Origin of the sequence: Enterobacter cloacae complex sp. 372C4 (assembly GCF_050030615.1) — a bacterium.
Classification (GTDB): domain Bacteria; phylum Pseudomonadota; class Gammaproteobacteria; order Enterobacterales; family Enterobacteriaceae; genus Enterobacter; species Enterobacter intestinihominis.
This window is the reverse complement of the sequence record NZ_JBLGUQ010000001.1, coordinates 114,784-132,694: the sequence shown is the minus strand read 5'-3', so window position 1 is coordinate 132,694 and position 17,911 is coordinate 114,784. Positions and strand designations below refer to the sequence as shown.

The following is a 17,911-nucleotide window of genomic DNA, read 5'->3' as shown; positions in this document are numbered from 1 at the left end:
CCAAATAACCCCTCATTTCACCCACTATTCACCCGATTAAAACCCCTCCAGAATCGGATAATCATGCCGATAACTCAACTAACGCAGGGCTGTTTATCGTGAATTCACTCTATACCGCTGAAGGTGTAATGGATAAACACTCGCTGTGGCAGCGTTATGTTCCGCTGGTGCGTCACGAAGCATTGCGCCTCCAGGTGCGTTTGCCGGCGAGCGTGGAACTGGACGATCTGCTACAGGCGGGCGGTATCGGGTTATTGAATGCAGTTGACCGGTACGACGCTCTGCAAGGAACGGCATTTACGACTTACGCAGTGCAGCGTATTCGTGGTGCGATGCTGGACGAGCTGCGCAGCCGCGACTGGGTGCCGCGCAGCGTTCGCCGCAACGCGCGCGAAGTGGCGCATGCGATGGGGCAGCTGGAACAGGAACTGGGGCGCAACGCGACGGAAACCGAAGTGGCGGAGCGTCTGGGTATTCCTGTTGAAGAGTATCGTCAGATGTTGCTCGATACCAATAACAGCCAACTCTTCTCTTATGATGAGTGGCGCGAAGAGCATGGCGATAGCATCGAGCTGGTGACGGATGAGCATCAGCAAGAAAACCCGTTACACCACTTACTGGAAGGGAATTTACGCCAGCGCGTGATGGAAGCGATTGAAGCTTTACCTGAACGTGAGCAACTGGTGTTAACCCTCTATTACCAGGAAGAGCTCAATCTCAAAGAGATTGGCGCCGTGCTGGAGGTGGGCGAGTCACGGGTGAGCCAGCTGCACAGCCAGGCCATTAAACGCCTGCGCACAAAACTGGGTAAGTTATAGGTGAGTCATTCGCCTTGGAAATGCCGCACAACGTATTGACAACCAGGAGTTATCATGACGGTGCAGCAATCTAAAAGACGGCCTTTAAGCCGCTACCTGAAAGACTTTAAACACAGCCAGACGCATTGCGCCCACTGTAAAAAATTACTCGACCGCATCACGCTGGTTCGTCGCGGTGAAATCGTGAATAAGATTGCGATTTCCCGCCTCGACACGCTGATGGATGAAGCCGCCTGGCTTGAAGAGCAAAAAGAGTGGGTAGCGCTTTGCCGTTTCTGTGGCGATCTCCACTGCAAAGAGCAAAGCGACTTCTTCGATATTATCGGCTTCAAGCAGTTCCTGTTTGAACAAACGGAGATGAGTCACGGCACCGTGCGTGAATACGTGGTTCGCCTGCGCCGCCTGGGTCAGCATTTGACCATGCAAAATATCTCCCGCGACTTGCTGACGACCGGATACCTGGATGAAAATCTGGAGCCCTGGCTGCCCGCCACCAGTACCAACAATTACCGCATCGCGCTGCGAAAGTACGCGCAATATAAAGTCCAGATGCCGGGCGTCATAAAGCAGAAAGTCCACGCCGGAACAACTTCTGATATATATTAAAAAAGAATAAGATGTAGCGCAGCCGCCTTTGACGTTGCAGGCGATTTCTCTACACTACTCAAAAATTCCACTGTATCGGAGTACTTATGAAATTAGCAGTTCTGGGTCGTCAGGCGCTGATGGGGATGATGGCCGTTGCGCTGGTCGCGGGGATGAGCGTGAAAACGTTCGCGGCAGATAATCTGCTCAACAAAGTCAAAGAGCGCGGCACGCTGCTGGTTGGGCTGGAAGGAACCTATCCTCCGTTCAGCTTCCAGGGCGACGACGGTAAGCTGACCGGTTTTGAAGTGGAGTTTGCGCAAGAGCTGGCCAAGCATCTCGGCGTCAAAGCCTCCCTGAAACCGACCAAATGGGATGGTATGCTGGCGTCACTGGATTCCAAACGTATTGACGTGGTGATTAACCAGGTAACCATTTCTGACGAGCGTAAGAAGAAGTATGACTTCTCTACGCCGTACACCGTGTCCGGTATCCAGGCGCTGGTGAAGAAAGGTAACGAAGGCAGCATCAAATCCGCCGCGGATCTGAAAGGTAAGAAAGTCGGCGTCGGTCTGGGCACCAACTACGAAGAGTGGCTGCGCCAGAACGTGCAGGGCGTGGACATCCGCACCTATGATGATGACCCGACGAAATACCAGGATCTGCGCGTAGGCCGTATCGACGCCATTCTGGTTGACCGCCTGGCAGCGCTGGATCTGGTGAAGAAAACCAACAATACCCTGGCCGTCGCGGGCGATGCGTTCTCCCGTCAGGAGTCCGGCGTGGCGGTGCGTAAAGGTAACGAAGATCTGCTGAAAGCCATTGATGCTGCCATTGCTGAAATGCAGAAAGACGGCAGCCTGAAGGCGCTTTCTGAGAAGTGGTTCGGCGCAGACGTGACGAAATAAGTCTCTGACCGACAAAAAAAGGCGCTTTTAAAAGCGCCTTTTTTATTTCTCGCGCGTCTGCGTGCATAATGAAATAACAATTGTTTGCGTGACCGGAGGAACCATGTCACTACAGAATTTAACGCGCTTTCCCCGTCTGGAATTTATCGGCGCACCCACGCCGCTGGAGTATCTGCCGCGATTTTCTGACTATCTGGGGCGCGATATTTTCATTAAGCGTGACGATGTGACGCCCATGGCGATGGGCGGGAATAAGCTGCGCAAGCTGGAATTTCTCGCCGCCGATGCCCTGCGCGAGGGCGCGGATACGCTGATCACCGCCGGGGCAATTCAGTCTAACCACGTTCGCCAGACGGCGGCAGTGGCGGCGAAGCTGGGCCTTCACTGCGTAGCCCTGCTGGAGAACCCGATTGGCACGCAGGCAGAGAATTACCTGACTAACGGTAACCGCCTGCTGCTGGATCTGTTCAACGTGCAGGTTGAAATGGTTGACGCGTTGACCGACCCGGCTGCACAGCTTGATGAACTGGCGACGCGCCTGGAAGCGCAGGGCTTTCGTCCGTACGTCATCCCGGTTGGCGGCTCGAATGCGCTGGGTGCTCTCGGCTATGTTGAGAGCGCGCTGGAAATCGCCCAGCAGTGCGAAGGCGCGGTGAGTTTGTCCTCGGTGGTAGTGGCGTCCGGCAGCGCGGGTACCCATGCCGGTTTAGCGGTCGGGCTTGAGCAACTGATGCCGGACGTAGAGTTGATTGGCGTGACGGTTTCCAGAAGCGTTGCGGATCAAAAGCCGAAAGTCGTCACCCTGCAACAGGCGGTGGCAGAACAGCTTGCGCTTCAGGCGAAGGCGGAAATATTGCTGTGGGATGACTACTTCGCGCCGGGTTATGGCACCCCCAATGATGAAGGGATGGAGGCCGTTAAGCTGCTGGCCCGCCTCGAAGGTATTCTGCTTGACCCTGTCTATACCGGTAAGGCGATGGCGGGCCTTATCGACGGTATCGCCCGCAAGCGCTTTAAGGATGAAGGACCCATTTTGTTTGTTCATACTGGCGGGGCGCCTGCGCTGTTTGCCTATCATCCCCATGTCTAAAAATCAGGTAGAAAAATAATAATGCAAGAAAGTATTCAACTGGTTATTGATTCGCTGCCGTTCTTGCTTAAGGGCGCGGTGTTTACTTTACAGCTCAGTATCGGCGGGATGTTCTTCGGGCTGGTGCTCGGGTTTGTGCTGGCACTGATGCGCATGTCGAACGTCTGGCCGGTGCGGTGGCTGGCGCGGTTTTACATCTCCGTGTTTCGCGGAACGCCGCTTATCGCCCAGCTGTTTATGATTTACTACGGGCTGCCCCAGTTCGGTATCGAGCTGGATCCGATCCCGGCGGCGATGATTGGCCTGTCGCTGAATACGGCGGCGTACACCTCTGAAACGCTGCGTGCGGCGATCTCGTCCATCGATAAAGGACAGTGGGAAGCGGCGGCCAGTATCGGGATGACCCCGTGGCAGACGCTGCGCCGGGCGATCCTGCCCCAGGCGGCGCGCGTGGCGCTACCTCCGCTGAGCAACAGCTTTATCAGCCTGGTGAAAGACACCTCGCTTGCGGCGACCATTCAGGTGCCGGAGCTTTTCCGTCAGGCGCAACTGATCACCTCGCGCACGCTGGAAGTGTTTACCATGTATCTGGCGGCCTCGCTGATTTACTGGGTGATGGCGACGGTGCTGTCCGCCCTGCAAAACTATTTTGAAAACCAGCTTAACCGCCAGGAGCGAGATCCAAAATGAGTGCAATTGACGTCAAAAACCTGGTGAAAAAATTCCACGGGCAAACGGTGCTGCACGGCATCGACCTTGAGGTTGAGCAGGGCGAAGTGGTGGCAATTATCGGCCCGAGTGGGTCAGGGAAAACCACGCTGTTGCGCAGCATTAATTTGCTTGAGCAGCCTGAAGGCGGGACGATCCGCGTGGGCGATATCACCATTGATACCGGGAAACCCATCAGCCAGCAAAAAGGGCTGATTCGCCGCCTGCGTCAGCATGTTGGCTTCGTATTCCAGAGCTTTAATCTCTTTCCGCACCGTACGGTGCTGGAAAATATTATTGATGGCCCGGTCATCGTAAAGGGTGAACCAAAGGAAGACGCGACGGCCCGCGCCCGCGAGCTGCTGGCGAAGGTTGGCCTGGCCGGGAAGGAGACGAGTTATCCGCGTCGGTTATCTGGCGGACAGCAGCAGCGTGTCGCCATTGCGCGCGCGCTGGCGATGCGCCCGGATGTGATCCTGTTCGACGAACCCACATCCGCACTCGATCCTGAGCTGGTCGGGGAAGTGCTTAACACTATCCGACAGCTGGCGCAGGAAAAACGCACGATGGTGATTGTGACGCATGAAATGAGCTTCGCTCGCGACGTTGCCGATCGGGCAATTTTCATGGATCAGGGGCGAATAGTAGAGCAGGGGCCAGCTAAGGCGCTGTTTGCCAATCCTCAGCAGCCTCGAACCCGCCAGTTCCTTGAAAAATTCTTAATGCAGTAGCATTTTCACGCTCAATTTGCTCCAGATGTCACTTCTGGAGCAAATTATCCTCCCATAAATTCAGTTTTGTTGATTTTTTATTCCACCCGATGTGGATAAGCCATCGCCAAATTAAAGATAATCCGTCTGTGGTCGATATTTTATATAAATGATCCTGCTTTATGTGTTAGGTTATATTCACCATAATAATGATTATCTTTATCAGAGGCTTCATTCGGCAAGTATGAGGGATATAGACTTTTTCACCTGGCGACGGGAATGCGTCCTCCGGTTTCAGGAAATGACCTGTGCTGACGAGGTATATCAGGAACTTCAGCGACAAACGCAGGCGCTTGAATTCGATTATTATGCGCTTTGTGTTCGACACCCTGTGCCATTTACCCGCCCGCGAACATCCGTCCATTCCAGTTATCCGCAACAATGGATGGCGCAATATCAATCCGAGAATTATTTCGCCATTGACCCGGTACTGAAGCCGGAGAATTTCATTCAGGGTCATTTGCCCTGGACGGATGAATTATTCACGGATGCCCAGCAATTATGGGACGGCGCGCGGGACCACGGTTTACGTAAGGGAATAACCCAGTGTCTGATGCTGCCAAATCATGCGCTCGGCTTCCTCTCCGTGTCATGTACTAGCTTACAGGCACACTCGATATCCAGTGAAGAAATTGAGCTGCGTTTACAAATGCTGGTTCAGATGGCGCTCACTACACTGTTGCGCTTTGAACATGAGACGGTGATGCCGCCGGAAATGAAATTCAGCAAGCGTGAACGGGAAATTCTGAAGTGGACCGCAGAAGGGAAGACGTCGGCAGAAATTGCCATCATTCTTTCCATCTCGGAAAATACCGTCAACTTCCATCAGAAGAATATGCAGAAGAAATTCAACGCGCCGAATAAGATCCAGATAGCGTGTTATGCCGCGGCGACTGGGCTTATTTGACTGATATCACGTTCTGCGTGTCAGACGAGGAAAAGGCTGAATGCACTGCATCCAGCCTTTTTTGTTACTGGCGGTAGGCTTGTTTAATTTGCTTAACTGTATTGGCAAAAACAGCGGATTCCGCCTGATCTTCCATCTGCGCGATCTGTTTTTCCATTTTAATGATCACACGTCCAGCATCAGCCTGGCCCATCGCCTGTAGCATAAGCGTCAGCAGCGACTTCAGGCAGTTTACTTCCTGTGCCAGTTCCTGGTTATTCTCGGCAGTGGCAAATTCAGGTGTGCTCATTTATTTTCCTCATTATAAAACAGCGCATGAGCGCGACGATGAAAGTTAAGGCGGCGGAGTATACCACAAGCTGCGGCAAAAAATGCAGTGGTTGTTTTTTATACTTTTACGCGTATTGATTATTGGCCGGTGCGGATTATGAAGGTAATCTGCCCAATATGTTAGCGACAATTAAATGTTTATCGCCGGTACGCCATCCGTTAATTGTTGTTACAAAAAAATGAGAGCATTTTTTAGTTTACGTTAACAAATGTTTTGGTGGCTTTTTGAATGCTGGTGCTAAAAAAATAGCGGTAAAGCCCAGTACACATGGGTTTTCTTTCCACTTACTGTACAGCCTAATTTCCAAAAACGAGACCCGAATCGTATAGCCGATTTTTTAGCGTTTTAATCTTGCATGGAAAACCGTTAATATAAACCCAATTAGCAGTCAGTAGCGTTATCCCTATTCTGGAGACATTTCCTTTGATCAACGTCCTTCTTGTTGATGACCACGAACTGGTGCGCGCAGGGATACGACGCATTCTTGAAGATATAAAGGGTATTAAAGTTGCCGGCGAGGCGTGCTGTGGCGAAGATGCCGTCAAATGGTGTCGCGCGAACTCCGCAGACGTGGTGCTGATGGATATGAACATGCCCGGTATTGGCGGGCTTGAAGCCACGCGCAAAATCGCGCGCATGTTCGTTGATACCAAAGTCATCATGCTGACCGTCCATACCGAAAATCCGCTGCCCGCCAGGGTCATGCAGGCGGGGGCTGCGGGGTATCTCAGTAAAGGCGCTGCGCCGCAGGAAGTCGTCAATGCGATCCGCACCGTTCACGCAGGGCAGCGCTATATCGCTTCTGATATTGCTCAACAGATGGCGTTGAGTCAGATTGAACCGGAAAAAACGGAATCTCCGTTTGCCAGTTTGTCTGAGCGCGAATTGCAGATTATGCTGATGATCACTAAAGGTCAGAAGGTGAATGAGATTTCTGAGCAGTTGAATCTCAGCCCGAAAACGGTCAACAGCTATCGCTATCGGATGTTCAGTAAACTGAACATTCACGGTGATGTCGAACTGACTCACCTGGCCATTCGCCATGGTTTGTGCAATGCGGAGTCGTTAATAAGTCAGTGAGTGAAGCGTTCGATTCAAAAGCATTTCTGAAAACCGTCACCAGCCAGCCAGGCGTCTACCGGATGTATGATGCTGGCGGTACGGTTATCTATGTCGGTAAGGCGAAAGATCTGAAGAAACGCCTTTCAAGTTATTTCCGCAGCAACCTTGCCTCCCGTAAAACCGAAGCGCTGGTCGCACTTATACACAACATTGATGTCACCGTAACGCACACGGAAACGGAAGCGCTGCTCCTTGAGCACAACTACATTAAGTTGTATCAGCCGCGCTACAACGTTCTGCTGCGTGATGACAAGTCCTATCCGTTTATCTTCCTGAGCGGCGACACGCACCCGCGGCTGGCGATGCATCGTGGCGCTAAGCATGCGAAAGGAGAATATTTCGGCCCCTTCCCGAATGGTTATGCCGTGCGGGAAACGCTGGCGCTTTTGCAAAAAATCTTCCCTGTTCGCCAGTGCGAAAACAGCGTTTATCGCAACCGCTCCCGGCCATGCCTGCAATATCAGATTGGCCGCTGCCTGGGACCATGCGTTGAAGGGCTGGTGAGCGAAGAAGAGTACGCGCAGCAGGTGGAATATGTCCGCCTGTTTTTAGCCGGGAAAGACGATCAGGTGCTGACGCAACTGATTACCCGCATGGAAAAAGCCAGCGCGGCGCTGGAATTTGAGGAGGCCGCACGCATCCGCGACCAGATCCAGGCGGTGCGCAGGGTGACCGAGAAGCAGTTTGTTTCCAATACGGGCGACGACCTCGATGTCATCGGCGTTGCCTTTGACGCCGGCCTGGCCTGCGTTCACGTGCTGTTTATTCGTCAGGGCAAAGTGCTCGGCAGCCGCAGTTACTTCCCGAAAGTGCCGGGTGGGACTGAGATGGGTGAAGTGGTGGAGACCTTTGTCGGCCAGTTTTATTTGCAGGGCAGCCAGATGCGTACGCTGCCCTCGGAGATCCTGCTCGACTTCACGCTGGACGATAAAACCCTGCTGGCGGACTCACTTTCAGAGCTGGCAGGTCGCCGGGTGAATGTCCAGACGAAACCGCGCGGCGATCGTGCGCGTTATCTGAAGCTGGCGCGAACCAATGCCGCCACGGCGCTGACCACCAAACTTTCCCAGCAATCGACCGTCAGCCAACGTTTAACCGCCCTTGCTACGCTGCTCAAGCTGCCGGAAGTGAAACGCATGGAATGCTTCGACATCAGCCATACGATGGGTGAGCAGACCGTGGCGTCGTGTGTGGTCTTTGATGCCAATGGCCCACTGCGGGCAGAGTATCGTCGCTATAACATCACCGGCATTACGCCCGGTGACGATTATGCCGCCATGAATCAGGTGCTGCGTCGTCGCTATGGTAAAGCGATTGAAGAGAGCAAAATCCCGGACGTTATCCTTATCGACGGTGGTAAAGGGCAGTTGGGGCAGGCGAAGGCGGTATTCGAATCGCTCGACGTGGAGTGGGATAAGAACCATCCGTTGCTGCTAGGGGTAGCGAAAGGGGCAGATCGTAAGGCTGGCCTGGAAACGCTGTTCTTTGAGCCGGAAGGCGAGGGCTTTAGCCTGCCGCCAGATTCCCCTGCACTGCACGTGATCCAGCACATCCGAGATGAGTCGCACGATCATGCCATTAGCGGACACCGCAAAAAACGGGCGAAAGTGAAAAATACCAGTACCCTTGAGACGATTGAAGGCGTCGGGCCAAAACGTCGCCAGATGCTGTTGAAGTATATGGGCGGATTGCAAGGATTACTCAACGCCAGTATGGAAGAAATTGCAAAAGTGCCGGGTATTTCGCAAGGGCTGGCAGAAAAGATCTACTACTCGTTGAAACATTGAGGGCTCTGTAGCAACATAGAGCTAAATTTTACTGACAACAGACAGTTACCGTCATCATGCGATTTAATATCCCTACGTTGCTTACTCTCTTTCGCGTTGTGCTCATTCCGTTCTTCGTCCTGGCATTTTACCTGCCGGTCGTCTGGGCGCCTTTTGCCTGTGCGCTTATTTTCCTGATTGCCGCCGTGACGGACTGGTTTGACGGTTATCTGGCGCGTCGCTGGAACCAGAGTACCCGCTTTGGCGCATTCCTCGATCCGGTTGCGGATAAGGTGATGGTGGCAATCGCGATGGTGCTGGTGGCGGAACATTATCATACCTGGTGGGTGACGCTGCCTGCCGCGACCATGATTGGCCGTGAGATTATTATCTCTGCCCTGCGCGAGTGGATGGCGGAGCTGGGTAAACGCAGCAGCGTGGCGGTGTCCTGGATCGGTAAAGTTAAAACCACTGCGCAGATGGCGGCGCTGGTGTGGATGCTGTGGCGTCCGAATGCCTGGGTAGAGTGGGCCGGCATTGGTCTGCTGTGGGTTGCGGCGGTGCTGACATTGTGGTCAATGTTGCAATATTTGAACGCTGCGCGCGGTGATTTGCTTGAACAGTGATCGTTTCGGCTTAATTTTCAGCAAACGATCCTGAGATGCAAAAAATAACGTTGACTCATAACGTCATATCAGTAGAATGCAACGCATCGAACGGCGGCACAGTAAGCCGGACGATAATGAAATCAAGTGCTTAGCAAGTCGTTAAATAGTTACTTGATAACATGCGGGAATAGCTCAGTTGGTAGAGCACGACCTTGCCAAGGTCGGGGTCGCGAGTTCGAGTCTCGTTTCCCGCTCCAGATTAATGCATCGGCAGTTTGCGGGTGCAGGTCGAAAGACAAAAGATTTAAGGCGCGTTAGCAAAGCGGTTATGTAGCGGATTGCAAATCCGTCTAGTCCGGTTCGACTCCGGAACGCGCCTCCACTTTCTTCCCTGGCCGGATGGTGGAATCGGTAGACACAAGGGATTTAAAATCCCTCGGCGTTCGCGCTGTGTGGGTTCAAGTCCCACTCCGGCTACCATGGGAAAAAGTAGAATAATCAAAGCAATAAGCAGTGTCGTGAAACCACCTTCGGGTGGTTTTTTTGTACCTGAAATTCACGCCCTGTGCATATCCTGTGCTCACGGGGTGCAATGAGCTGCAATCTACAGCCTGGCAATGCCGAATCGAACGTGTAGCCTCCAGCATAGAGAACCAGGCCGCTTTGCCTGTTTTCCGGTACTCTTCCGGGAAGGGGGGCCTACTGAGCAAGCTGTAATGTTCTAGCCACCCTGAGTACAAAGTTGCTTAATTCGCGCAATCACCTCTTCTCTGTGCTTCTGGTGCCCGCGCATAGCCCTTGGATGGGCAATTCTGAAACAGATTGTATTACCTGTTTTGAACTCCCATAGCTTCCCCGAAATGACTGAAGAAGTCTCATAGCCGCCTAGCTCAGTAAGCACCTGTTTTATGATGTAGTCTGTTCTCCGTGCTCCGGATGCAAAGATGATGAAATCAGGGTCAAGGTGTTTAATTTGTACCGTCAGAAGTTTCAGCGAGGCTAATATGACTTCCTGCACTTCATTTTGAGGGCGATTGAGAGGGGTCAGTCCGTCGTAATCCCACGCCAGTAGATTGGCATACACGATAGCCTGTGGAGGGATATTAAGCTCCCGGGCCAGTTGGAAATGATATTGCGTGAAGCGGCTACGTGATTTGAGGTTGGTGGTGCCTTCATTTTGTACCGGAAGATGATTCCTGTAACGAGCTACAGCCTCTTCAACCACTTGCCCGATGGTGACGTCAGGTATGAGTCCCAGCACCCGCGACATCGTATTCTTACCATTCAGCGTATTCCAGCCAGCGGTTTCACGTCCAACCAGCATGATTTTTGCCGGTGAATGCCAGTATTCTTCAAAGGGTACAGATAAAAAGACGCCCGAGTATTTATCCTCACTCAGGTTAAATGACTGGGCGTCAACCTCCTGTAATATCCGTTTGTACGCGTCTAATAGATTTTCAATTCTCCAATCCCGCTCCGTAATAAATACACCTTCAGATATATATTATTTTCATGATATCAGTAAGATACATGAGGATAATCATGCAGAAATCCTTCCGATTCACCAATTCATCCATCAAAGCCCTTCCGGCAAACACAGATACCCGATCTACAGAGCTTGAGGTATCTGATACCGAGGTCATTGGCCTCAAATGCCTCTCAGGTCGAACGGGTAACAAACGTTTCCTCCTGCGATACACATTCCACGGTACCAAAAAAAGTATCAGTATTGGCAGATTCCCTGAAATTGATGTGGGGACAGCCCGTCAGATAGCCCGCCGTCACAAGGAGGCGATTGCACTGGGAAATGACCCTAAGGCAGAACGCGATAATTATCGTGCTATACCAACGCTTAGTGAGTTTTTTCACCAGACCTATGTTCCGTTCATCAAACGCCATAAAAAGTCCTGGGATAAGGATGTTCAGCGTTTCACGCAATACATTGAACCTTGTCTGGGGAAGATACGTTACTGTGACCTTCGGGCCCGGGAAATCCAGCAGGTGCTTTTCGACATGCTTGAGGGTCGTATTCACGGCCAGCAGTATGCACCGTCTACCTGTAACAGGGCACTGGCTATTCTGAAAACTATGGGGCGTTATGCGCTACGACAGGATGTCCTGGAGAAGAATGAAGCCGATAAGATCCCTTTGCTGAAGGAGAATAATCAGCGGACGCGCTTTTTTGACGCCGATGAGATCAGAAGGATCCTCGACGCTGCGGCACGATACCCCAATAAGGCAGCCGGGGGACTGATAGCCATGCTGCTGTTAACCGGTACACGCAAATCAGAAATGCTGAATGTCATGCACAAACATATTGATCGGGATAACAGGTCGTTATTCATTCCTTATACTAAGAATGGTCGCAGCAGAACTGTGTATCTCAGTGATGTTGCATTATCTATTATTGATTCGATCCCACGGGCTGGCAGCAACCCCTATCTGTTTGCCGTAAAAGATAATGGAAAACCAATATCAGAACCCCGGTGGGCCTATGAAAAAATACTGGCAGAGTGCGGGATAGATAAAAGTGAAGTCTGTTTCCACACTACGCGCCATTCCGTCGCATCATTACTTGTCTCCAGCGGACAGTACAGTCTGTATGACGTTAAAGCCCAGCTTGCGCATGCCAGTATTCAGAGTACGGAGCGCTACGCAAAACTGACACCAGAGCGAATGCGTCAGACCGGGCAGGGTGTTACCGACCTTCTTTTACCCCCCGTAGCTACCAGTAAAGAACAGTGATTTTTGCATCTCTTAAACGTGGAGAATGATTATGCCGTTAAAGTGCCCTAAGTGCGGTAGTCGGAATACAGTCACAGAAACTGCCGGAAATATAGCAAAGGTGACTCGCGATGACCGGTTTCTGACATCGACATCCGGTTATATTAGCCCGGAGCAATTACCAGAATTGCTTAAAGAAATCATCAGGGCGATACAGCGTCTATTTGGATTCCTTAAACAGCGTGAAAGGAATAATGCTCCAGTGCTTATCTGCAAGGATTGTGGATATTATGAAAGAATTTAGATGACGCCTGAAGGCAATTCCAGATTCTTTACCCTGTCTGTGTAACCCCGATACTTAAAACGTATCGGGTTTTTTGTTTATGAGGATTATTCAATGAAATTTATCTCGAGCTGGCAAGACCTGCCGTCGCTCCTTCTTCCCGATTCAGTTATGTCTGTTTTGAGAAAAGAACTGATACTCCCATTTGATGATGAACTTTCCGCAATGAATTTTTGGGGAGAGGTGGGTGTAACATTAATGTACATTGAACCCGGTGATGTTCCCGAAGATATTAAACGACACGTACTGGATGTAATTCATCATTTAATTGCAAACCCTGAGTTCGTGGTCCATCTGACAGATGAATATTACTTGATGCTATCAATTACAGAAGATAATGGAAATGGTATTTATCTGTTGTTTCATCCCAATTGTCCTCTGGGCGGGATTGATAAATTAATGTCTATGGCGGAATCCCGTCTGTAAATTATATTAAAATCAGGAGATGAAAATGAGAAAGTCAAAGTCGGGAAAAAATAATAATGAACAAGAGGGGCTGGAGTTAAATAATGATTTAAGTGATATTGAAAAAGGTATCACTGAAAACGGGCAAATATTACATGAAGAGAGTTATAAGCTGCTCATTGAATCAGGACAGGCGGAAAAAATTAGTCCTAAAGCCAGTGGTATGCTGACATGGCAACTGGCAATGTCTGAAAAAGATAATGATCTCTATCTGCGCCTCATGGCAAATGGCAGCGGTGGATTGTTCTCTAAAGACTGGGTCCCACTTTCTAAGATTGAAAGTGTACTCGAAGTTCAACCGACAACGGGCTTCACATCAGGCGTATTCAGATCATTATTTAAAGGAGCAAGTGCCAATAATGCCGGTTTTCTGGCTGCTGTTTTACGCTCCCCGGATATATGCCTGCTTGAGGCGCACCCTGAGAAGTTGTTTACGCATGTTTTATATGCTGACTGGCGGGCGCGTCTTAAAACACTCAGTGAGGTTGGCGATTGAGAAAGGATTGCGAAGAATTAATTCTTTACCAGAACTGTTATACAACCAGAAACTACTACACACCTCTACTCACCTTTTACAGGAAAATCTATTATGCAAACACAGTATGCCCTAAAACAGGCAGGATTAACGCTGCCTGTCACTAAATTATTTCAGCAGCACATCGTTACGCTTCTGGCAGAACAATCTCAGCAAACATCGGTCAGGGCAGTAGTCATTAATTTTCGTGACCCGGACTACAGTGCAGAATCCGGCGGATTTCATCCGGTTGAAATGCGGTTCATCCGCCAGGATAACGAATGGTATTTCGATTATGTCACAGACTTTAGTTACATGGGACGAGTCTATCCGGAGCTGGAAAAGGAAATGGACTTTTGTTGGTCAGGTCAATACGTCTTCCATTATCTGGCTGGGGATATTTCACTGGCGGCAGAGAGGAATGAACTCTGGTCCTTATGGGAGGGTAATTTTATGGATTACCTGTCTATGGGGATTTACCGGGTAACGGTAACTGTGGAAAGTTGTTGACCTGTTATGAACAGGAAGAAAACGGGCATCTTTGTAATCCTCTTCATGCGCAGTACATCGCAGCATGATGATGATGCTGGTTGTACCGGACCGTTCGCATAAACATGTGCAGACACGGGGGATCTCAGATCCCTCGTGGTTTAGGCCCAAATGGCGCATTCCTCAGTGACAGGGTGATAACGATGACTCCATTACCCCAACGGCAGTTTTACACCGCATAAATAACATCGATATTACAGTGTGTTAGTGTCGGTTTTGGCCGATGGAATGTTGAAACAAAACTAGACAGGTACCCATGATGCGTCAGTCACGAGGCGAGAAGATCGCTGAAAGACTGGGGTGGATATTGCTCCAGCTCTATACCGGCAATTCTCTGTCGGTTAATGATATTTGCCAGCAGTTTTCTGTTTCCCGTCGGACAGGACGACGGGACTTATTAAGGGTGGAAACAGTAACGGAGGTTCTTTCTCCCGGGAAAGTGCGGTTGGCTCCTCTGATAAGAGAGCGAGTCAGGCAAGGAATATTCAAATAATTTTCTCTACATGGACATGACCTGTCCTCGCATTGCATTAGGCTTTGCAATGAACCAAATAAACCACCTTAATTAAGGATATAAGATGAAAAGAACAATAATAGCGACTCTGTTATTCACAGGTTTTCTGTCGCAGGCGCATGCCGGGCTTGTTCAGGTAAATAACCGTGTAGCCTGTTATCTTGCAATGGACAATATAAACAGGCAACTCATGGAGTCAGATCAAAAAGTCACTGCTGAAATATATAAATATTTGGAGGGAGAACTACAACGTTATGGCGTTGACGAGGAGTCGATCAATGAAAACACCATCGCTCTGGAGAATGAACTGCCTCGGGCATACCAGCAGGCAGCATTTGCAGATAAGTGTGTAACATTTTACCGCAAATCAGCGAACAGACAGTAGTAAGAACAGATAATCTTTCTCACCCAATTGGATAATAATGATATGAAAAAGATAATTGCCGGATGTGTTGCGGCCATCGTGCCTGTCATCTCAATAGCCGCTTCTGTTTCACTTGATACAGCAGGGCGTTGTTATGAAGCAACTCGCCAGTCAACTCAAATGGCGATGTTACTGGATCCAAACGCAGCAGAATACAAAAATCTTAACAGTAATGCCAAAGAACTATTTGGCACACTCTCCGGTGGTGTCGGCGAAAAGGACTCAAAGAAAATTCGGGATGCCTGGAAGGCCATTCTGGATAATGCCGGTATGGAAGGTCGCATGGCTAAATCTGATGGGTATCGGGAAATGAACAGATATCCCCAGGACGTCATTATGCAGGAGGCCAATAAATGTGTCCGCCTGGCAATTAAATCAGGGCTGGTGAAATTATAATGATTAATGGAATATGAATATTACGGGAGCAGTTGCTCCCGTTATTTTTTTATCCAAAGATCCAGTTCCAGGCTTTTTTCAGCCCATTGACTACAGCTTTTTTGGCAGCTTTCACCACCACGCGCAAAGGCGCTGGCAGGGTATTATCAATAATATCATCAAGAACGCGATCAACGGTATCACCAAATCCTTCCGTTGCCTCTTCTGTAACTGTACGGGTTTTGTGCTCGTCTCTCACCTGAGAAGCGACGCCGCTTTGAGCGTGCTTTGGGAGCGCACGAACCATTGCCTCCACCAAATGGGTCACATTGTATCCCTCACTGGCGGCGACAGCGATCACCGGATGGTCAGTAAACCCAAATCGTTGTGTGATATATGCTTCTTTATCGAGGATATTTTGCATCTGGGATGGAGAAGGCCGGGCGTTGACAACATCCCACTCACGGAATGGCTCAATTTTGTCGACCTGATTAAGCACAAACAGTGTTTTAGCCTCACCGCCAGCAGGGGCCAGCACATTTTTGTAGAAATGTTCATCCGCAGAAAAGGCGCGATCATCGCCTTTAATCACCCAGAGAACCAGATCCAGCTGTGGTAACAGATCACGATAAAGTTGTTCATATTCAGCGTCACGCTCAGCATTTTCGCCCACACCCGGAATATCAATCAACCGCACTGAGCGTTTGCCAAACTGGATGCGCATTTCCTGCGTTTCACGGGTACAGGCGGCGACATCGCTAACTGCACAAATATCACCCTTAAAAATCGCATTACATAAGCTGGACTTCCCGGCTCCGGTCTTTCCCATAATGCCAATGACCGGCTCATAACTGATAACGTCATTGATGCGTCGGGCAATACTGTCCCTGATATTTTCAGGTAATATTTCAAGAGCATCCTTCACAGGATTTCGATTTTTAGTTTCTGTATTATTCATCTTGAGCACCATTCTCCATTCTCGCTTTAATTAACGCACACTCGTAATAAGAAATAATTACTTTTAGCAAGGCATTCACTTTTTCCAGATCACGGGGTGCCGCGTAACCGACGATCCCTTTTTTCATAGGGCTGAAGCGTTCCTTGCGGGAAAGGTTCATTGCGGCCAGTTGATCATCAATACCGTGCATTAACAAATGACCGTTTTCACCAGCACTGAAGTGATTGCAAATCATCTCGGCATGCCTGAGTAGGTTTTCGGGAACTACATTGAATGGCGCGTCAAGCCAGGCTTTAAGATGCGCATTCTGTTCATTATCATTGGCGTCAAGAAGACCGCTGAGTAAGTCCGTTGCTATGTTTTCGAAAAAATTCTCGAGCGCTTTTTCATCTTTATTCATTAGAGGTATCTCCGGTTGATTCCGTACTTTCATTCTGCTCGTATCGTTTCAGGGCAAGGCGTATGTCTTGCGTCACCTGATTACGAATCGATGCTGGTTTTAGAACTTCAACCTCGGGCATCCAGTATTTGATGAGAGGGATAATTTGGCCGAAGTGAGCCACCCGTGAAATCACGAGCAAATCACCGCTTGCGGAAGTGTGAATAATTTCCTGACCCGGCAACAGCGCGCGGCGCAAGAACCACGGGGCTACACGTGCAGAAACTGACATCAGTACTTCAGTAAGCTCTGCGCCATACCAGATACTTTCCGCATTCTCGATTTGCAGATGAATTTCCTGCGACATGGCAAATGACATGTTACTGGGGAGAACCTGTTTCATCGCTGAAATGACGAAACTTTTCAGCACTCCTCCCTCAATGGCAGCGAGATACCAGATCCCTCTGTCACTGACGAGACGATAGGGTTCAATGGCGCTGTAACTTTTCGCTTTATACATAAAGCTTATTTTTTTGCTGCCGCGAATCGCGTCTGACAATGTATTCAACGTAGACATAAAAACCCCACAATTTTCGTAGGGACGCTGTTTGATCAGAAACGGATTATTTTCGGCATTGCCCAGCAATATGCCTAACAGGCGGTCATCCCAGCGTGGAAATAACCCTTCAATACCCAGAATACGCGTAAAGCGGCGCAAGTCAGTATTGCTGCGCTGTCCCAGAACACCAACGGGAAGATGATATTTCTTACCACTGCGAAGAAGGTTGAGATAAGCCAGCCGCTGCGTAAGATCACGCCGGATGGTCTTATCACAGACATTAAACTCTTCAGCGAGCCCACTCACCGTGACTGATTCACCGTTGTTAAGGCGAGTCAGTATCAATCCAAGGCGATACCCAAGTTTGTCATGCTTATCCATTCAGGCATCCAATCAATTGAAGCTGGAAGGATATTTTCAGCAGGGTGCTGGACAAGATGAGTCCAGGCTGAAGCAGGATTTCTAAAAAATAAAAACCATAAAATTCAGTGGTA

General features: G+C 49.9%; 23 protein-coding genes and 3 tRNA genes. 20 read left to right on the top strand and 6 right to left on the bottom strand.

Annotation, left to right across the window (positions count from 1 at the left end; translation table 11 throughout):
• Positions 1-98 precede the first annotated feature (98 nt).
• From ACQG11_RS00755 to sdiA, 7 genes are all read left to right on the top strand, one after another.
• Positions 99-818 (top strand): RNA polymerase sigma factor FliA, encoded by a 720-nt coding sequence (locus tag ACQG11_RS00755; protein WP_003859623.1) that lies wholly within the window; start codon positions 99-101, stop codon positions 816-818.
• A gap of 54 nt (positions 819-872) precedes the next feature.
• Positions 873-1,424 (top strand): flagella biosynthesis regulatory protein FliZ, encoded by a 552-nt coding sequence (gene fliZ, locus ACQG11_RS00750; protein ID WP_023300482.1) that lies wholly within the window; start codon positions 873-875, stop codon positions 1,422-1,424.
• An 86-nt stretch (positions 1,425-1,510) separates the two neighbouring features.
• Positions 1,511-2,311 carry a cystine ABC transporter substrate-binding protein gene (tcyJ, locus tag ACQG11_RS00745; RefSeq protein WP_023300481.1) on the top strand — a complete coding sequence of 267 codons (801 nt, stop codon included), beginning with the start codon at positions 1,511-1,513 and terminating at the stop codon, positions 2,309-2,311.
• Between the two features lie 103 nt (positions 2,312-2,414).
• Entirely contained in the window at positions 2,415-3,401 is a 987-nt protein-coding gene (gene dcyD, locus ACQG11_RS00740) for a D-cysteine desulfhydrase (protein WP_040117809.1), read from the top strand.
• A 21-nt stretch (positions 3,402-3,422) separates the two neighbouring features.
• Positions 3,423-4,091, top strand: a complete 669-nt coding sequence (gene tcyL / locus ACQG11_RS00735) for a cystine ABC transporter permease (protein WP_022648540.1) — start codon at positions 3,423-3,425, stop codon at positions 4,089-4,091.
• Positions 4,088-4,840 carry an L-cystine ABC transporter ATP-binding protein TcyN gene (gene tcyN, locus ACQG11_RS00730; RefSeq protein WP_426728093.1) on the top strand — a complete coding sequence of 251 codons (753 nt, stop codon included), beginning with the start codon at positions 4,088-4,090 and terminating at the stop codon, positions 4,838-4,840. The genes tcyL and tcyN overlap by 4 nt, the downstream gene beginning before the upstream one ends.
• A gap of 223 nt (positions 4,841-5,063) precedes the next feature.
• The gene (sdiA, locus tag ACQG11_RS00725; protein WP_032622448.1) at positions 5,064-5,786 is read left to right on the top strand and encodes a transcriptional regulator SdiA; all 723 of its coding nucleotides are present in this window, start codon (positions 5,064-5,066) and stop codon (positions 5,784-5,786) included.
• A gap of 64 nt (positions 5,787-5,850) precedes the next feature.
• Here sdiA and ACQG11_RS00720 read toward each other — a convergent pair whose 3' ends face one another.
• The gene (locus ACQG11_RS00720; protein ID WP_003859644.1) at positions 5,851-6,075 is read right to left on the bottom strand and encodes a DUF2594 family protein; all 225 of its coding nucleotides are present in this window, start codon (positions 6,073-6,075) and stop codon (positions 5,851-5,853) included.
• Entirely contained in the window at positions 6,062-6,142 is an 81-nt protein-coding gene (locus tag ACQG11_RS00715) for a hypothetical protein (protein ID WP_418235935.1), read from the bottom strand. Before ACQG11_RS00715 ends, ACQG11_RS00720 begins: the two co-directional genes overlap by 14 nt.
• A 398-nt stretch (positions 6,143-6,540) precedes the next feature.
• Between ACQG11_RS00715 and uvrY the strand changes: the two genes are divergently transcribed.
• The 6 genes from uvrY (at position 6,541) to ACQG11_RS00685 (ending at position 10,093) form a co-directional block, all read left to right on the top strand.
• A complete protein-coding gene (gene uvrY / locus ACQG11_RS00710; protein WP_017384478.1) occupies positions 6,541-7,197 on the top strand; it encodes a UvrY/SirA/GacA family response regulator transcription factor in 657 nt (218 codons plus the stop codon).
• Positions 7,194-9,026: an excinuclease ABC subunit UvrC gene (uvrC, locus tag ACQG11_RS00705; RefSeq protein ID WP_023300478.1), complete on the top strand. Its 1,833-nt coding sequence runs from the start codon at positions 7,194-7,196 to the stop codon at positions 9,024-9,026. The genes uvrY and uvrC overlap by 4 nt, the downstream gene beginning before the upstream one ends.
• Before the next feature lie 56 nt (positions 9,027-9,082).
• On the top strand, positions 9,083-9,631 hold the full coding sequence (gene pgsA, locus ACQG11_RS00700) for a CDP-diacylglycerol--glycerol-3-phosphate 3-phosphatidyltransferase (RefSeq protein WP_003859652.1): 549 nt from the start codon (positions 9,083-9,085) through the stop codon (positions 9,629-9,631).
• 163 nt (positions 9,632-9,794) lie between these two features.
• A tRNA-Gly gene (locus ACQG11_RS00695) sits at positions 9,795-9,870 on the top strand.
• 51 nt (positions 9,871-9,921) lie between these two features.
• Positions 9,922-9,995, top strand: a tRNA-Cys gene (locus ACQG11_RS00690).
• Between the two features lie 11 nt (positions 9,996-10,006).
• Positions 10,007-10,093 (top strand) — tRNA-Leu (locus tag ACQG11_RS00685).
• Positions 10,094-10,334: 241 nt separating this feature from the next.
• Here the strand turns inward: ACQG11_RS00685 and ACQG11_RS00680 are convergent.
• Positions 10,335-11,075 (bottom strand): hypothetical protein, encoded by a 741-nt coding sequence (locus ACQG11_RS00680; RefSeq protein WP_426728877.1) that lies wholly within the window; start codon positions 11,073-11,075, stop codon positions 10,335-10,337.
• Positions 11,076-11,155: 80 nt separating this feature from the next.
• Between ACQG11_RS00680 and ACQG11_RS00675 the strand changes: the two genes are divergently transcribed.
• From ACQG11_RS00675 to ACQG11_RS00645, 7 genes are all read left to right on the top strand, one after another.
• On the top strand, positions 11,156-12,358 hold the full coding sequence (locus ACQG11_RS00675) for a site-specific integrase (RefSeq protein WP_023314391.1): 1,203 nt from the start codon (positions 11,156-11,158) through the stop codon (positions 12,356-12,358).
• A 376-nt stretch (positions 12,359-12,734) separates the two neighbouring features.
• Positions 12,735-13,106: a hypothetical protein gene (locus ACQG11_RS00670; protein WP_023314390.1), complete on the top strand. Its 372-nt coding sequence runs from the start codon at positions 12,735-12,737 to the stop codon at positions 13,104-13,106.
• A gap of 25 nt (positions 13,107-13,131) precedes the next feature.
• Positions 13,132-13,641: a hypothetical protein gene (locus tag ACQG11_RS00665; RefSeq protein ID WP_426728092.1), complete on the top strand. Its 510-nt coding sequence runs from the start codon at positions 13,132-13,134 to the stop codon at positions 13,639-13,641.
• A 93-nt stretch (positions 13,642-13,734) separates the two neighbouring features.
• Complete coding sequence (locus tag ACQG11_RS00660) at positions 13,735-14,169, top strand: DUF2787 family protein (protein WP_063135756.1); 435 nt, start codon at positions 13,735-13,737, stop codon at positions 14,167-14,169.
• Between the two features lie 295 nt (positions 14,170-14,464).
• The gene (locus ACQG11_RS00655; protein WP_077871873.1) at positions 14,465-14,701 is read left to right on the top strand and encodes a DeoR family transcriptional regulator; all 237 of its coding nucleotides are present in this window, start codon (positions 14,465-14,467) and stop codon (positions 14,699-14,701) included.
• A gap of 85 nt (positions 14,702-14,786) precedes the next feature.
• A complete protein-coding gene (locus tag ACQG11_RS00650; RefSeq protein ID WP_049042954.1) occupies positions 14,787-15,107 on the top strand; it encodes a hypothetical protein in 321 nt (106 codons plus the stop codon).
• 42 nt (positions 15,108-15,149) lie between these two features.
• Positions 15,150-15,542: a hypothetical protein gene (locus ACQG11_RS00645; RefSeq protein WP_148731164.1), complete on the top strand. Its 393-nt coding sequence runs from the start codon at positions 15,150-15,152 to the stop codon at positions 15,540-15,542.
• Between the two features lie 49 nt (positions 15,543-15,591).
• On the opposite strand, the gene ACQG11_RS00640 is transcribed toward ACQG11_RS00645, so the two are convergent.
• From ACQG11_RS00640 to ACQG11_RS00630, 3 genes are read right to left on the bottom strand one after another with little or no spacing between them, the layout of a single operon-like run.
• Positions 15,592-16,479 (bottom strand): GTPase family protein, encoded by an 888-nt coding sequence (locus ACQG11_RS00640; RefSeq protein ID WP_049042958.1) that lies wholly within the window; start codon positions 16,477-16,479, stop codon positions 15,592-15,594.
• Positions 16,472-16,879, bottom strand: coding sequence for a hypothetical protein (locus ACQG11_RS00635; protein ID WP_021536926.1), 408 nt, complete (start codon positions 16,877-16,879; stop codon positions 16,472-16,474). Before ACQG11_RS00635 ends, ACQG11_RS00640 begins: the two co-directional genes overlap by 8 nt.
• Positions 16,872-17,798 (bottom strand): helix-turn-helix transcriptional regulator, encoded by a 927-nt coding sequence (locus ACQG11_RS00630; RefSeq protein WP_252067395.1) that lies wholly within the window; start codon positions 17,796-17,798, stop codon positions 16,872-16,874. Before ACQG11_RS00630 ends, ACQG11_RS00635 begins: the two co-directional genes overlap by 8 nt.
• Positions 17,799-17,911 lie beyond the last annotated feature (113 nt).

Coding starts and splice junctions, on each gene's coding strand:
- ACQG11_RS00660 (WP_063135756.1), top strand. CDS start 13,735: ATGCAAACACAGTATGCCCTAAAACAGGCAGGATTAACGCTGCCTGTC.
- ACQG11_RS00650 (WP_049042954.1), top strand. CDS start 14,787: ATGAAAAGAACAATAATAGCGACTCTGTTATTCACAGGTTTTCTGTCG.
- ACQG11_RS00645 (WP_148731164.1), top strand. CDS start 15,150: ATGAAAAAGATAATTGCCGGATGTGTTGCGGCCATCGTGCCTGTCATC.
- pgsA (WP_003859652.1), top strand. CDS start 9,083: ATGCGATTTAATATCCCTACGTTGCTTACTCTCTTTCGCGTTGTGCTC.
- tcyJ (WP_023300481.1), top strand. CDS start 1,511: ATGAAATTAGCAGTTCTGGGTCGTCAGGCGCTGATGGGGATGATGGCC.
- ACQG11_RS00640 (WP_049042958.1), bottom strand. CDS start 16,479: ATGAATAATACAGAAACTAAAAATCGAAATCCTGTGAAGGATGCTCTT.
- ACQG11_RS00630 (WP_252067395.1), bottom strand. CDS start 17,798: ATGGATAAGCATGACAAACTTGGGTATCGCCTTGGATTGATACTGACT.
- tcyN (WP_426728093.1), top strand. CDS start 4,088: ATGAGTGCAATTGACGTCAAAAACCTGGTGAAAAAATTCCACGGGCAA.
- ACQG11_RS00635 (WP_021536926.1), bottom strand. CDS start 16,879: ATGAATAAAGATGAAAAAGCGCTCGAGAATTTTTTCGAAAACATAGCA.
- ACQG11_RS00670 (WP_023314390.1), top strand. CDS start 12,735: ATGAAATTTATCTCGAGCTGGCAAGACCTGCCGTCGCTCCTTCTTCCC.
- ACQG11_RS00665 (WP_426728092.1), top strand. CDS start 13,132: ATGAGAAAGTCAAAGTCGGGAAAAAATAATAATGAACAAGAGGGGCTG.
- ACQG11_RS00675 (WP_023314391.1), top strand. CDS start 11,156: ATGCAGAAATCCTTCCGATTCACCAATTCATCCATCAAAGCCCTTCCG.
- ACQG11_RS00655 (WP_077871873.1), top strand. CDS start 14,465: ATGATGCGTCAGTCACGAGGCGAGAAGATCGCTGAAAGACTGGGGTGG.
- sdiA (WP_032622448.1), top strand. CDS start 5,064: ATGAGGGATATAGACTTTTTCACCTGGCGACGGGAATGCGTCCTCCGG.
- ACQG11_RS00720 (WP_003859644.1), bottom strand. CDS start 6,075: ATGAGCACACCTGAATTTGCCACTGCCGAGAATAACCAGGAACTGGCA.
- dcyD (WP_040117809.1), top strand. CDS start 2,415: ATGTCACTACAGAATTTAACGCGCTTTCCCCGTCTGGAATTTATCGGC.
- tcyL (WP_022648540.1), top strand. CDS start 3,423: ATGCAAGAAAGTATTCAACTGGTTATTGATTCGCTGCCGTTCTTGCTT.
- fliZ (WP_023300482.1), top strand. CDS start 873: ATGACGGTGCAGCAATCTAAAAGACGGCCTTTAAGCCGCTACCTGAAA.